This window comes from Rhodococcus sp. IC4_135 (genome assembly GCF_011602025.1).
GTDB lineage: Bacteria > Actinomycetota > Actinomycetes > Mycobacteriales > Mycobacteriaceae > Rhodococcus_F > Rhodococcus_F baikonurensis.
The window spans coordinates 409,278-422,889 of the sequence record NZ_JAAOLG010000001.1; the positions used below are offsets into that span (position 1 = coordinate 409,278).

Genomic DNA, 13,612 nt, shown 5'->3' on the forward strand with positions numbered 1-13,612 from the left:
GTTGACGACGAGCAGACAGATGCGCGGTATCCGTGGAATTCTCGGATACCGCGCATCGGTATTCGTTGGACGGCCGAACGCTCAGGGCACCAGACTGTCGCGAAGTTCGTTCTTACGGATCTTCCCGGTCTGCGTCGACGGCAACTCGTCGATTACGTACACCTCGCGTATCTTCTGGTACGGAGCAACCTGCGTGGCAACGTGATCCATGATCTCGGTCGCAATCTGCTCGATGCGATCGACCGACTCCGGGTCGACCACGACGAAGGCCACCGGAATCTCCCCGGCCAGTTGGTCGGGCGCGCCGACCACGGCCGCCTGCAGTACGTCGGGGTGGGTGCACACCAACTCTTCGAGCGGTTGCGGGTAGACGTTGTACCCCTTGTAGATGATCAAGTCCTTGGATCTGCCACCGATGAACAGATTGCCCTGCTCGTCACGCCAACCCATGTCCCCGGTATGAAGCCAACCGTCGATGAACTGACCGGCACTGAGTTCGGGTTCGTTGTGGTATCCGTCGGTGATCTGTGGCCCGCGGGCCCAGATCTGTCCGGTCTCGCCCGTCGCCAGGACAGCCTCGGTGACTTCGTCGCGGATCTGAATCTCGGTGTCGGGGAAGGGGAGCCCGACGCTCCCCAACGGGGTAGGGCGTTCTTCGCACGGAGAACCCATCGTCAGCCCCATTGTTGCTTCGCTGAGTCCGTAGCCTTCGGTGACGAGCGCGTTCGGAAAGACCTCGCGCAATGTGCGGATCGCTGTGGTGTCGAGCGGGGCCGCTCCGGATCCGAGAATCCGAACCGAACCCAGATCGTGCTCACGCAGAGTCCGTGCGCGTAGCAATGCGTAGTACATGGTGGGAGACCCGCCGATGTACGTCACCTGATACCTGTCGACGTCGGCGAGAAATCGGTCCGGATCGAAGCGCGTCCCGAGTACCACTGTGCCGCCGAGCAAGGTGGTGAAGTTGTGGCTGACCAGACCGAGACCGTGGAACAGAGGTGCGATCGAGATCGATGCACCCTCACCCGGAACGATGGAGTAACGCGTCACTGCGCCGTCGATCGGTCGGACGAGAAGTGCACCGTCGACGAGTTCGGTCCGATGACCGGAGCGCCAACAGGCGGATTGGAGCACGTTGGCCACGAGATTCCGATGGAGTACCCGTACGGCCTTGGACTTTCCGGTCGTGCCGCCGGTCAATTGCAGGTGAGCAACAAGTTCGGGATCCACCCGGTAGTCGGCCAGTGGTTTCGACGAGGCGAGGTCCGTGATGGAGGGGAGACCTCCGCAACGGCCGGACTGTGCGTCGGCTCCCGGAACCAGTACCAGGATGCGAGGCGGTGTGGACTGTGAGTTGACCTCGATTGCCGTTGCAGCACAGGACGGATGGGTGAACACGACCTTGGCGTCGACGTCGTCGAGTTGGCGCTTCAATTCGGCCACAGGCTGCGCCGGATTTATCGGAGCCACTGCTGCTCCGGCGCACAGTGTGCCGTAGTACGCGACAATGAACCAGATAGAATTCGGCATGTGCAGTCCCACTGCATCACCCGGCTGGACACCGCGCTCCCGCAGACCCTGCGCTACGCGCAGCGCTTGATCATGCAATTGCGAGAAGGTCAGCGACGTGTCGCCGTCGACGAGCGCGAGGCGGTCCGGGTACGAGCGGGCCGCTCCCGCCAGGATCGCATCGGCACCACAGTCGGGATAGTCCAAGCTGCGGGGCAGCCCGATTGGCCAACTCGAACTCATGTCAGGGCTCTGGATCTCTGTAGCCGTCATCTCAGATCAGCTCGAGAATCGTGGCATTGGCCATTCCGCCGCCTTCACACATGGACTGCAATCCGTAGCGGATGCCGTTCTCTCGCATGTGATGTACCAGAGTGGTCATCAGACGTGCGCCAGAACCGCCGATCGGATGGCCCAGTGCCATCGCGCCACCGTTTGGGTTCATGCGTTCGTAGTCGGCGCCGGTCTCACGGAGCCACGCGAGCGACACCGAGGCAAAAGCCTCGTTGATCTCGAATGCGCCGATGTCACCGATCGAGAGACCGGACTTTGCAAGAGCTTTCGCCGTAGCCGGAATCGGACCCTCGAGCATGGTGACCGGATCCGTTCCGGTGACCACCGCGGTGTGAATACGCGCGATGGGCGTCCAACCCTGAGACTTCGCGAACTCGCTCGTGGTCACGAGCAGCGCGCCCGAACCGTCGGAGATCTGCGACGAATTACCAGCGGTGATCGAACCATCCTCGGAAAACGCAGGTTTGAGCGATCCGAGCTTTTCGAGGGTGCCACCGCGGCGCACACCCTCGTCCTTCTCGAAGACACTGCTGCGGCCGTCGGCATCGATCACCGTCACAGCAGTGATCTGATCCTTGAAGCGACCTTCGTCGACGGCGGCGGCGGCGCGCTCGTGCGAATCCAGTGCGTGCTGATCCAGTTCGGCTCGCGAGATGCCGTACTTTTCGGCAATCAACTGGGCGCCCACACCCTGGTTGAAACGAATGCCGTTGTAGCGCTCCCACACAAGTGGCCCGTGCGGCTCACCGAAACGCGCGTCCGCACGCGCGGAGCCCATCGGTACAGCGCTCATCATTTCGACGCCGCCCGCGATTGCGACGTCGTACTGGCCGGAGATCACGCCAGCGGCCGCCTGATGAACGGCCTGCTGAGACGATCCGCACTGGCGATCGACGGTAACCCCAGGTACATGTTCGGGCCAACCGGCCGCCAGGACCGAAGACCGGGCGATGCAACCGGACTGCATCCCGAGCGTGCCGACACAGCCCCAGATCACGTCGTCCACGAGCGCCGGATCGAGATCTACGCGATCGGCCAAGGACTCGAGAACATGTGCAGACAGCGAGACTGCATGCATTCGGGAAAGTGCACCGTTTCGTTTACCGACTGCGGTCCGGACGGCGTCGACGATGACTGCGTCACGCATGGGAACTCCTTCGATCGTTCGTGTGACTGGGAAGATCTAGCTCTGGTCTCTACAGACCCATGTCCTTGGCGATGATCGTCTTCATGACTTCGCTCGTACCGCCGTAGATGCGGCTCACACGAGTGTCCGCGTACAGGCGGGCGATCGGGTACTCGAGCATGTAGCCGTAGCCGCCATGCAATTGCAGGCACTTGTCGATGACGCGCGCGGCTACCTCGGTCCCGAACAGTTTGATGCGCGCGGCGTCCGCGGCGGTGAGTTCGCCCGAATCGTCGAGTTCGATGCCGCGATCGGCGAGTGCCTGCGCGGCCTCGACCTCGGCAGAGCACTCGGCCAGAACGAACTTGGTGTTCTGGAACGCCGCGACGGGCTTGCCGAACACCTGACGTTCCTGGACATAGGCCTTTGCGAATTCGATTGCAGCCCGGGCAGATGCCACGCCGCGACTACCGATCGAGAGGCGCTCGCGCGGCAGGTTCTGCCCCAGGTACGAGAAGCCCTTGTCCTGCTCGCCGAGGAGATCGGCAACCGGAACCTTGACGTCGGTGAACGAAAGTTCGCTGGTGTCACTGGCGCGGAGGCCGAGCTTCTCTAGCTTGCGACCGTATTCGAATCCCGGCGCATCGGTGGGAACCACCATCAGGCTCAGCCCGAAGCGTCGATCGTCCTCTGCGGGCGCGGACGTGCGTGCAACCACCACGCACAGTTCGGAATTCACCGCTCCGGTGATGAAGGTCTTCGCTCCGTTGAGTACGTAGTGCGTGCCGTCGTCGGAGAGCTTGGCCGTGGTGCGGATGCCGGCCAGATCGGAACCGGTGCCGGGTTCGGTCATGGCGATGCACAGCGTCTTCTCACCGGTAGCGATCGACGGGAGCCAACGCTGCTTCTGTTCTTCGTTCGCCAGACGCAGGAGGTACGGCAGGACGATTCCGGTACTGACCGTGTAATGGCCGAAGCTCACCGCCGCGCGCGAGGTTTCCTCGTCCATCACCGCCTGGAACTTGTAGCTGATCGTGCCGGTTCCGCCGTACTCCTCGGGGATGTCGAAACCCATGACACCGAGATCGCCGAGCTTGTTGAACAACTCACGCGGGACGCGGTTGTCACGTTCCCAGTCTGCGTAGTACGGAGTGACCTCCTTGGCGATGAACGTGCGGATCGTTTCGCGGAAATCCTCGTGCTCTTGGGTGAAGAGGTTGCGCTTCATCTCGTTCTGCTTTCTCGTGGAGGGTTAGTTGACCGCGACGACTGCGGAACCGCGCAGTGTCACGGTGCCGTCGGGCAGCGTCATGGTGAGATCGAGGTGACCGAGGCCCTCTTCGACCTTGACGACCGTGCCGGTGCACTGCGGCGTCGAGTTCACCGGGGTGATTGCAGAAAACCGGACGGAGAAGGAATGGATGCGATCCTGCTCGTAGCGATCGGTGAGAAGTCGTCCGAGGTAAGCCATGGACAACATGCCATGGGCGAAGACGTCGGGAATACCAACTGCTGCACAGGCATCCGTGTCGATGTGAACGGGATTGTGGTCACCCGAAGCCCCGGCGTACAGAGCAAGTGTGGTGCGAGTGATCTTCGGGACCGTCAGGTCCAAGGTGTCTCCGGTATTCATCTCAGCTCACCTTTTCGTAGAGGGTGACGACTCCGGCACCGCCGAGGCCGAGGTTGTGCTGCAGAGCGAGGGTTGCACCGTCCACCTGACGTGGGCCGGCGTCGCCACGAAGCTGCCATACCAACTCCGCACATTGGGCGAGGCCGGTGGCGCCGAGTGGGTGGCCCTTGGACAGAAGGCCGCCGGACGGGTTGACCACCACTCGTCCGCCGTAGGTGTTGTCGCCGTTCAGGATGAACTGCTCGGCGCCGCCCTCTTCCACGAGCCCGAGAGCCTCGTAGCAGAGCACCTCGTTCACCGTGAAGCAGTCGTGAAGTTCGACGACCCTGATGTCGCGGGGGTCGACGCCCGAGGCCTCGTAGACGTTGTGAGCCGCCGAAGCGGTGACGTCGTAGCCGACAGCCTTGATCATGCTTCCTTCGTTGAAGGTGCTGGGCAGATCCGACGTCATCGACTGGGCTTTGATCGCGACGTCTGTGCGAAGTCCGTTGGCGCGGGCGAATTCTTCGGTGCAGATGATCGCTGCCGCGGCGCCACACGTGGGTGGGCAGGCCTGATACCGCGTGACGGGTCCGAAGAGTGTCGGCGCTGCCATCACTTCGTCTTCGGTGAGTTGTGTGCGGAACACCGAGTACGGGTTGCCGGCCGAGTGCTTGCGTGCCTTGACCTGAACCTTGGCGAACGTTTCGGCCTTCATGCCGAACTTCTCCATGTATTCCATACCCGCTACACCGAAGTACTGCGCAGCCCGCGGAACTGATGCGTCGATCCCGGCGGCAGCCTCGAGAACCTCGTCGAAGCGACCGAGCGGCCGCGGGCGGTCAGTCCAGGCACCCTTGAGGGCTCCGGGCTGCATCTGCTCGAAGCCGAGCGCCAGAGCACATTCCACCGCGCCGCTCTCGACTGCCTGTCGAGCCAGCCAGAGCGCAGTCGAACCGGTGGCGCAGTTGTTGTTGACGTTGACCACCGGAATGCCGGTCTCGCCGAGGTTGTACAGCGCTCGCTGGCCACTGGTGGAATCGCCGTACACATACCCGACGTAGGCCTGCTGAACCTTCGAGTACTCGAGGTCCGCGTCCCTCAACGCTGCGGTGGCCGCTCTTGCACCCATGACGTCGTAGTCGTCACTCTTACCTGGTTTGGTGAACGGGATCATGCCGACCCCGACTACAAATGCCTTACGGCTCATCGTTTCTCCGAATGATCGAGGGGAGCGGTGTCAGACTCGTCCGCCGTCGACAACCAGGCATTGGCTGTTGACGTAGTCGGACTCCGGTATGCAGAGCAGGTACACGGCGCCTGCGGCTTCCACCGGAGTTGCTCCTCGGCCGAAGGGGATGGTGGTTGCCATGGCTGCCATGCGGTCGGGATTGACTCCGACACGAATGTCGCGGCCGTCGATCGTGATCTTGGTGTCGGAATCGGCTGTCACCTCGGTCATTCGGGTCACGACGAAGCCGAAGGCGACCGCGTTGACGTTGACCTTGTAACGGCCCCACTCCTTGGCCAGCGTTTTGGTGAGACCGACGATGCCGGCTTTCGCGCTGCCGTAATTGGATTGTCCTGCATTGCCGAAGACACCCGAGGTGGACGAGATGTTGACGACCTTGCGGTGGTAGTCGGTGGGATTGGCTTTGACGAACGGCTGAGCGGCACGCAGGATCCGGAACGGCGCCTTGAGGTTGACGTCGAGGATGGTGTCCCATTGCTCGTCGGTCATCTTCTGGATCACACTGTCCCAGGTGTATCCCGCGTTGTTGACGATGACGTCGAGTCCACCGAATGATTCGACGGCGGTGTCCACGAAGCGTTCGGCAAATCCGTCCTCGGCAACGGAACCGACGCACGAGACTGCCTGTCCACCTGCGGCTTTGATGTCGTGCTCAGTCTGAGCGGCGGGCTCGGGATCGAGGTCGTTGACCACTACCGAGGCTCCTTCGGAGGCGAGCTTGAGTGCGATTTCGCGGCCGATGCCGCGGCCCGAGCCCGAGACGATGGCAACCTTGCCGTCGAGTGTTCCCATGATGCGATCCTTTTCGGTTTCAGCGTGCGGCGGTGACTACGCCGATTTCGGCGAGCACTTCGTCGGTGTGTTGACCGATGACGGGTGCGGGACGCGGGTCATCGGCCGGTGTATCGGAGTAACGCGGAGCTGGATTCGGTTGGATGTGCCCGTTGCCGAACTTGCCGAACGTCGCACGGAAGGCGTTGTGCGGGTGTGCCGCTGCTTCGTCGAAATTCAATACCGGGGAGACGCAGGCGCCCTGCATGTCGAATGCAGCGTCCCATTCGTCGCGGGTACGGGTCGCGAACAATTCGGCAAGTCGGTCGGCCATCGCCGTCCACGCGTCTCTGTTGTGTTGCTGTGCGAACAGTGGATCTTCGGTCAGGCCGAGCACTCTCATGGTCGCGGTGTAGAACTGCGGCTCCACGCAACCAACAGCCATGAATCCGCCGTCGGCGCAACGATAGTTCCGGTAGAAGGGAGCGCCGCCGTCGAACATGTTGGATGCGCGCTCGTCCACCCAGCGATCTCGCGCGAGTAGTCCGTGGATCAATGCCAACTGGACGGCGGTGCCGTCGGTCATCGCCGCGTCGACCACTTGTCCGCGGCCGTCGATTCGTGCCCGGAGCATTGCGGTTGTGATGCCGAGTGCCAGCAACATTCCGCCACCGCCCATGTCTCCGACCAGATTCAGAGGAACCGGAGGGACCTCCCCCGGGGCTCCCATGGCTCCGAGTGCGCCGGTCAGGGCAATGTAGTTGAGGTCGTGGCCGGGTTCCTGCGCCAACGGCCCATCCTGGCCCCACCCGGTCATCCGGCCGTACACGAGCTTCGGGTTCCTGGACAGGCAGGTGTCCGGGCCGAGCCCCAGACGCTCGGTGACTCCCGGCCTGAAGCCCTCGATGACCGCGTCGGCGGTGTCGATGATCTTCAAGACGGTGTCGACGTCGTGCGGATCCTTGAGATCCAGTGCTACTGAACGCCGGTTACGATGCAGGACAGGATGTCCGGACTGGTTTCCGACCTCGGTGCTTCGGTCGATCCGAATCACGTCGGCGCCTTGATCGGCTAGTAGCATTCCGCAGAACGGGCCAGGTCCGATACCACCGAGCTCGACAATACGAAGGCCCGCGAGTGGACCGTTGGGACTGGCGTCAGTCGTCATGGAAATAGACATCTTTCGCTGGTAGGGAGACTAGCGCGAGCCCGCATCGACGGTCAGGCACTGCCCGCTGACGTAGTCGGTGTCCTGCGTGCAGAGCACGTACACTGCTCCGGCAGCCTCGGCGGGAGTACCCGGGCGACCGAGTGGGTTGGACGTCTTGACTCGTTCCATGACAGCGGTGCTGACACCGGCCTTGATCTTGCGGCCGCCGATCTCGACGAACGAATCGTCGCCGGCAACCGCTTCGGTCATTCGGGTGAGGATGAACCCGTAGGCAACCGCATTGACATTGACCTTGTAGCGTCCCCACTCCTTGGCGAGAGTCTTTGTCAGTCCGACGATTCCAGCCTTTGCGGCTGCGTAGTTTGACTGTCCGGGGTTTCCGTAGAGGCCGGCCACCGAAGAGACGTTGACGACCTTGCGGTGGTAGGTGGTGGGGTTGGCCTTGATGTAGGGCTGTGCGGCCCGAAGAATGCGGAACGGTGCCTTCAGGTGGACGTCGAGAATGGTGTCCCACTGCTCGTCGGTCATCTTCTGGATGACGGTGTCCCAGGTGAATCCGGCGTTGTTGACGATGATGTCGAGCCCGTCGAACGCATCGATCGCGGTACCGACGAAACGCTCCGCGAAATCGGTGTCCGTCACGGATCCGACACAGGCGATTGCGTGCCCGCCTGCAGCCTTGATGTCTTCGACCGTTTCGTGTGCCGGTTCGGGATCGAGGTCGTTGACCACCACGGATGCGCCTTCGGAAGCGAGGCGGAGTGCGATGTCGCGGCCGATCCCGCGGCCGGAACCGGAGACGATGGCGACCTTGCCGTCGAGAGTGCCCATGTTCGATGTCCTTGCAGTCTAGGTGGAATGAGTGTTTTCAAGCTCGAGGATCACGGATGACCGTGGTGGAGCGGAGGGTTGCAATCGCTTCACCCTCGCGGGTCACCTCGGTGGTGCGGACCAGGAACTGCAGTGCACCAGCCTTTTTCGCGTAGCAATCCGTGACCGCTGTGGAGAATTGGAGAGTGTCACCTGCATACGCGGTCTGGAGGTAGGTGAACTCCTGCTCGCCGTGCAGGATCGTCCTGATGTCGATTCCGAGATCCGCGTAGAACGTGGACGGATTCGGCCGTTCCATGTCGAGGCAGAACAGGAAGGTCGGTGGGACGGGGATGTCGCGGTGTCCGGCCTGCTCGGCGGCGCTCCGGTCGGTGTAGATCGGATCGTCCTGTCCGGTGGCGCGGGCGAAGAAGGCGAGTCGCCCACGCTCGACCTCCACCGAGTGCTCGGGAATTCGGGTGCCGATGACTCCGGCGTCGAGGCTGGTCATGACAAACTCCTCGGAATCTGGGCGAAAGTGTCCGCCAGCTGGTGAGTGATCTTCGAATCGCGGTTAGCGTATATTCACTTTGACCCAGATAGCTGCAGTTGTCAAGGAATTTCAGAACCTGATGCAAGTGATGGTTGATTCCCGAGTTTGGTGGGGGCTGACTACTCAGACGCGGCGGCAAGGGCACGCAGATCGCGTTTGAGCACCTTTCCGGCGCCGTTGACCGGCAACGCATCGACGAACTGGAAGGAGCGAGGAACCTTGTACCCGGCGATGAGTGTCTTCACGTGCGCGCGCAATGCGCCGGCGTCGATGTTCGAATCCGCTCGAAGAACAACCACGGCATGTACGCGTTCGCCCCACTGGGAATCGGGAAGGCCGATGACAGAGCACGCTGCCACGGATTCGTGTCGAGCCAAGGCGTTTTCGACCTCGGTGGAATAGACGTTCTCGCCTCCGGTGACGATCATGTCCTTGATTCGATCGACGATGAACAGATAACCGCGCTCGTCGAGGTATCCCGCATCACCCGTGTGCATCCATCCGTCACGTAGTACCTCGGCGGTCTCGATCGGTTTGTTCCAGTACCCGAGCATGATGTGGCTGCCGAACGTGACGATTTCACCTACTTCACCCGGAGGCAGTTCCGTGCCGGCCGGATCGACGATCCGGACCTCGCAGTGCGGGAGAATGCGACCGGCGCTACGGAGCAACTCGCCGCCTTCCAGATGATCGGCAGGGCTGAGAACACTGATGTGGGCGGTTTCCGTCATCCCGTAGCCCTGCGCGAAGGCACTGTTGGGGAACATCTGCATGACTTGCCCCAGAAGCGTCGGAGAAATGGGAGAGGCCCCATACCTCAGGACTCGAACACTGGTCAGATCGTAGGAAGCCGTGTCCTCGTGCGAGATCAACATCTGAAGCATCGTCGGGACCAGGCCGACGGTTGTCGGCCGATGTCGGTCGACCGCCTCGAGGAATACGCCCGGATTGAATCTCGACAAGAAGACCTGAGTGCCGCCCATCAGCGACTGGGCCAGCCACCCGACTATCCCCGCGATGTGGAACAGAGGATTGACAGCGAGGTTCACTCCGCCGCTGACGGCGACATTTCCTGCGGCGAGTGTGCCCAAGGCCGAAGTGATCAGCGATCGATGGCTGACCATCACACCCTTCGGTACGCCCGTCGTACCACCGGTGTACAGCAGCAGTGCCAGGGTGTCGCCGCCGACGCGTAGATCGGCGACGGCCACCGATTCCGAGATCACCCGTTCGTAGTCGAGCATTCCCTCGGGAGCCTGTCCGTCGCCGCAGTAGATCACGGTCGCCAGACTTGGGCACGATTCGCGGAGGACGCCCACGGTGGAAGCGAAGTTGTCGTCGACCAGTAGGAAGGTCGAGCCGGAATCCTCGAGCGCATACGTGATTTCCGCTGGGCTCCAACGAGTATTGACGGGACTGGCCACCGCTCCCGACCACCAACAGGCGAGGAGTGCCTCGTGATACCAGTCCGAATTCAATGCCAGTATCGCGACGCGATCACCGGGTTGCAGGCCCATCGCCTGCAATCCGCCCGCCAGTTTCGTGATTCGTTCGACCGATTCCCGGCAGCTCCGGACTCGATCTCCGAACACCGTCATCGGGGTTTCCGGGGCCGCTCGCATGGACCGGTGAATGAATTGAGTCAGTTGCATGTGCTTCCTCCAAGGAGTCCGTGGCGCGTGGCCTGATTCAGATCAGTTCCAGGATCATGGCATTGGCCTGACCGCCAGCCTCGCACATCGACTGCAATCCGTACCGAATGCCGTTGTCGCGCATGTGGTGTACGAGGGTCGTCGTCAGACGTGCGCCCGAACCACCGAGCGGATGACCGAGCGCCATCGCGCCGCCGAGAGGGTTGAGCTTGGCATAATCGGCGCCGGTCGCCTGCAGCCAAGCCAGAGTGACCGAAGCGAAAGCCTCGTTGATCTCGAAAGCCCCGATGTCGGACAGCGACAGTCCCGAACGCTCGAGGGCCTTGGCGGTGGCCGGAATGGGACCGGTGGCCATGGTGATCGGGTCGACGCCTGCCAATGCCACGGTGTGGACCCTGGCGATGGGCTTCCACCCTCGGCGAGCCGCCAATTCGCTGCTGGTGACCAGTAGTGCAGCAGCGCCGTCGGAGATCTGTGACGAGTTGGCAGCGGTGACACGCCCGTCGTCCTTGAACGGGGTAGGCAGCGCGGCCAACCGCCCGAGAGTCGACCCGCGACGGACTCCCTCGTCGGTGTCGACGATGGACACGGTTCCGTCTTCTGCCGTCGTCTTCACGGGGCTGATCTGACTCGCGAATGCACCCGCGTCGATGGCCGCGGCTGCTCGCTCGTGAGAGTCGAGAGCGTGCTGATCCAACTGCGTTCGGGTCAGTCCGAAGTTCTCGGCGATCATTTCCGCGCCCACGCCCTGGTTGAACTCCACGCCGTTGTATCGCTGCCGGACCAACGGGCCGAACGGCTTGCCGAATTGCGTGGCGCTGCGCGCGGAGCCGATGGGGACGCGGCTCATGCTCTCGACGCCACCGGCGACCGCGATGTCGTAGTGGCCGCTCATGATTCCGGCCGCGGCGAAATGCAAGGACTGCTGCGAGGACCCGCAGGCCCGATCCACGGTCACACCGGTGACCGACTCGGGCCAACCTGCGGCGAGCACGGCGTATCGGCCGACGCCGCCGGCCTGCTCACCGACCTGGCTGACGCAACCCCACAAAACGTCGTCGACCGTGCTCGGATCGAGGTCGTTGCGTTCGGTGAGGGCGCGAAGAACGTGGGCGGACAGGTCGACCGGGTGGACCCCGGACAGTCCTCCGTTCCGCTTTCCGATCGGGGTGCGAACTGCGTCGACGATGACGGCGTCGGTCATGGCGGGCTCCTTCGTTGACGACCTGAGGGGTCGGCTCTTCGTAGACAAACAGTTAAGTGAATAGACGATAACTTGTTTCGCGGTTTGTATCTAGATTGATCTCGACCGTGCTTCAAGTTATGGCAAATTCACATTATCCGGCGAATTCCTTGCTAGGAAGCTTTTTTAGTGATTGAATTCTGCCCAGTCCACGATGTGATGCCCATCACCAGGTTGGGAATGGCAGCGCCAAAGGCGAAGTCGTGGCGAATCTTCCCTTACCAGTCCAAGGAGATTTAGTGGTACTCGAACAGCAGGTGAGTCGGCCTCGGGCCAAGCTCGGAGAAGCAGGCGAATCCAGGACAGTCGCCTGGGGAATGACCAGTGTGCTGGTCGCCATGTACGTCATCAACTTTGCCGACAAAGCAGTCCTCGGCATCATCGCCCAGCCCTTGGCCAAGGAATTGGGGCTCTCCGCTTCCGACATCGGCCTGGCTGGAAGTGCCTTCTTTCTGATGCTCTCGCTCGGTGGTTTGTTCTCCGGTGCCCTCGACAAGTGGCTCGGACTGCGCTGGGCGCTCGTTCTGCTGGTCGTCCTGTGGTCCGTGGCGATGCTGCCGCTCATGCTCTCAGCCAGTTTCGTGACCCTGCTCGTGAGTCGGATGATTCTCGGTTTCGCCGAAGGTCCCAACTCGCCGCTACTGTTTTCCGCCGCGTACTCCTGGCATGCGCCGGCGCGCCGTGGCTTGCCCGGAGCCGTCCTGACCTGCTCGGCGTCGATCGCCAAGATTGCGATCGCGCCCATTCTCGCGTACGTCGCGGTCACCTGGGGCTGGCGCTCTGCGCTGGTCGCATTGGCGATCGCGGGGCTTTTGTGGGCTGTGCTTTGGCTGGCGGTGTGGAAGGAGGGTCCGTACGGACGAGCTGCCAACTCGGGTAAGGCAGATGATGCCGACTCGGGCCCTGACGGCTCGAACCCCAAAATGGTTGCGGCACCTGCGACTGACGCTGAGCCGGCCGTGCCCTGGTTGCACATCTTCCGCACCCGCACCTTCATCGGCGGTGTTCTGCTCATTGCAGCCGCCTATGCACTGGCAGCGGTAGTCCTCACCTGGTTGCCGTCGTACTTCGAACTGGGCCTTGGTTATTCGCGACTTCAGGCTGGATCGATGTTCTCCATCCCCAGCCTCATCGGTCTTGCGATCATGTTGAGCAGCACGTGGTTGAGCGACAAGCTCATCACCCGAGGCGTCGGTATGCGTGCTGCTCGGGTTGTCTTTCCGGCGGTCGGCATGCTGATCGGCGGCACGTTGTTGGTGTTCCTGCCGTTCGTCGATGCGCCTGTCATGGCTGTGTTCATGGTGTCGTTGGGCTACGCGATATGTACTCCGGTACTTCCGCTTCTCAATGCGTGTGTCAGCGAATTGTGCCCGCCGAAGCAAATTTCCGGGGTACTCGGGGTGTTCCTGTCGCTCATGGCGTTCGGCGGGTTCATCGCGCCGTACATGATGGGACGCATCGTCGACGCGGCCGGTGACGGAGGCGACGGCTACGCGACCGCCTTCCAGATCCTCGGTGGGGTAGCGCTCGTCGTGGCCGTCATCGGCATCGTCATCATCGATCCTGCCCGTGACAAGAACTCGGTGCGCCCCCACGCTCCCGTTGTCGCTGCCCGATAG

At 62.3% G+C, this 13,612-nt stretch carries 12 protein-coding genes; 1 reads left to right on the forward strand and 11 read right to left on the reverse strand.

The window, feature by feature from the left end; all coding sequences use genetic code 11:
* Positions 1-81: 81 nt before the first annotated feature.
* The 11 genes from G8767_RS02010 to G8767_RS02060 all read right to left on the reverse strand — a co-directional run bounded on the left by G8767_RS02010 (position 82) and on the right by G8767_RS02060 (position 11,954).
* Positions 82-1,782 (reverse strand): class I adenylate-forming enzyme family protein, encoded by a 1,701-nt coding sequence (locus G8767_RS02010; RefSeq protein WP_240951820.1) that lies wholly within the window; start codon positions 1,780-1,782, stop codon positions 82-84.
* Between the two features lies 1 nt (position 1,783).
* Positions 1,784-2,950 carry a thiolase family protein gene (locus tag G8767_RS02015; protein ID WP_095968603.1) on the reverse strand — a complete coding sequence of 389 codons (1,167 nt, stop codon included), beginning with the start codon at positions 2,948-2,950 and terminating at the stop codon, positions 1,784-1,786.
* 49 nt (positions 2,951-2,999) lie between these two features.
* Positions 3,000-4,157 (reverse strand): acyl-CoA dehydrogenase family protein, encoded by a 1,158-nt coding sequence (locus G8767_RS02020; RefSeq protein WP_095968604.1) that lies wholly within the window; start codon positions 4,155-4,157, stop codon positions 3,000-3,002.
* 24 nt (positions 4,158-4,181) lie between these two features.
* Positions 4,182-4,562 carry a MaoC/PaaZ C-terminal domain-containing protein gene (locus G8767_RS02025; RefSeq protein ID WP_166809194.1) on the reverse strand — a complete coding sequence of 127 codons (381 nt, stop codon included), beginning with the start codon at positions 4,560-4,562 and terminating at the stop codon, positions 4,182-4,184.
* A gap of 1 nt (position 4,563) precedes the next feature.
* Positions 4,564-5,751: a lipid-transfer protein gene (locus tag G8767_RS02030; protein WP_124567735.1), complete on the reverse strand. Its 1,188-nt coding sequence runs from the start codon at positions 5,749-5,751 to the stop codon at positions 4,564-4,566.
* A 30-nt stretch (positions 5,752-5,781) separates the two neighbouring features.
* Positions 5,782-6,585 (reverse strand): SDR family oxidoreductase, encoded by an 804-nt coding sequence (locus G8767_RS02035; protein ID WP_095968607.1) that lies wholly within the window; start codon positions 6,583-6,585, stop codon positions 5,782-5,784.
* Between the two features lie 19 nt (positions 6,586-6,604).
* Positions 6,605-7,732 (reverse strand): CaiB/BaiF CoA-transferase family protein, encoded by a 1,128-nt coding sequence (locus tag G8767_RS02040; protein ID WP_235170236.1) that lies wholly within the window; start codon positions 7,730-7,732, stop codon positions 6,605-6,607.
* A gap of 30 nt (positions 7,733-7,762) precedes the next feature.
* Positions 7,763-8,566, reverse strand: a complete 804-nt coding sequence (locus G8767_RS02045) for an SDR family oxidoreductase (RefSeq protein ID WP_124567733.1) — start codon at positions 8,564-8,566, stop codon at positions 7,763-7,765.
* Positions 8,567-8,603: 37 nt separating this feature from the next.
* Positions 8,604-9,056 carry a MaoC family dehydratase N-terminal domain-containing protein gene (locus G8767_RS02050; RefSeq protein ID WP_124567732.1) on the reverse strand — a complete coding sequence of 151 codons (453 nt, stop codon included), beginning with the start codon at positions 9,054-9,056 and terminating at the stop codon, positions 8,604-8,606.
* Between the two features lie 161 nt (positions 9,057-9,217).
* Positions 9,218-10,750: a long-chain fatty acid--CoA ligase gene (locus G8767_RS02055; RefSeq protein ID WP_166809195.1), complete on the reverse strand. Its 1,533-nt coding sequence runs from the start codon at positions 10,748-10,750 to the stop codon at positions 9,218-9,220.
* A 37-nt stretch (positions 10,751-10,787) separates the two neighbouring features.
* On the reverse strand, positions 10,788-11,954 hold the full coding sequence (locus G8767_RS02060) for a thiolase family protein (protein ID WP_166809196.1): 1,167 nt from the start codon (positions 11,952-11,954) through the stop codon (positions 10,788-10,790).
* 278 nt (positions 11,955-12,232) lie between these two features.
* On the opposite strand from G8767_RS02060, the gene G8767_RS02065 reads away from it, so the two are divergent.
* Entirely contained in the window at positions 12,233-13,612 is a 1,380-nt protein-coding gene (locus G8767_RS02065) for an MFS transporter (RefSeq protein WP_124567729.1), read from the forward strand.

Bases quoted from the DNA above. Each gene is read 5' to 3' on its own strand.
- G8767_RS02055 (WP_166809195.1), bottom strand. From the start codon at position 10,750: ATGCAACTGACTCAATTCATTCACCGGTCCATGCGAGCGGCCCCGGAA.
- G8767_RS02060 (WP_166809196.1), bottom strand. From the start codon at position 11,954: ATGACCGACGCCGTCATCGTCGACGCAGTTCGCACCCCGATCGGAAAG.
- G8767_RS02045 (WP_124567733.1), bottom strand. From the start codon at position 8,566: ATGGGCACTCTCGACGGCAAGGTCGCCATCGTCTCCGGTTCCGGCCGC.
- G8767_RS02010 (WP_240951820.1), bottom strand. From the start codon at position 1,782: ATGACGGCTACAGAGATCCAGAGCCCTGACATGAGTTCGAGTTGGCCA.
- G8767_RS02030 (WP_124567735.1), bottom strand. From the start codon at position 5,751: ATGAGCCGTAAGGCATTTGTAGTCGGGGTCGGCATGATCCCGTTCACC.
- G8767_RS02050 (WP_124567732.1), bottom strand. From the start codon at position 9,056: ATGACCAGCCTCGACGCCGGAGTCATCGGCACCCGAATTCCCGAGCAC.
- G8767_RS02020 (WP_095968604.1), bottom strand. From the start codon at position 4,157: ATGAAGCGCAACCTCTTCACCCAAGAGCACGAGGATTTCCGCGAAACG.
- G8767_RS02035 (WP_095968607.1), bottom strand. From the start codon at position 6,585: ATGGGAACACTCGACGGCAAGGTTGCCATCGTCTCGGGCTCGGGCCGC.
- G8767_RS02040 (WP_235170236.1), bottom strand. From the start codon at position 7,732: ATGACGACTGACGCCAGTCCCAACGGTCCACTCGCGGGCCTTCGTATT.
- G8767_RS02015 (WP_095968603.1), bottom strand. From the start codon at position 2,950: ATGCGTGACGCAGTCATCGTCGACGCCGTCCGGACCGCAGTCGGTAAA.
- G8767_RS02025 (WP_166809194.1), bottom strand. From the start codon at position 4,562: ATGAATACCGGAGACACCTTGGACCTGACGGTCCCGAAGATCACTCGC.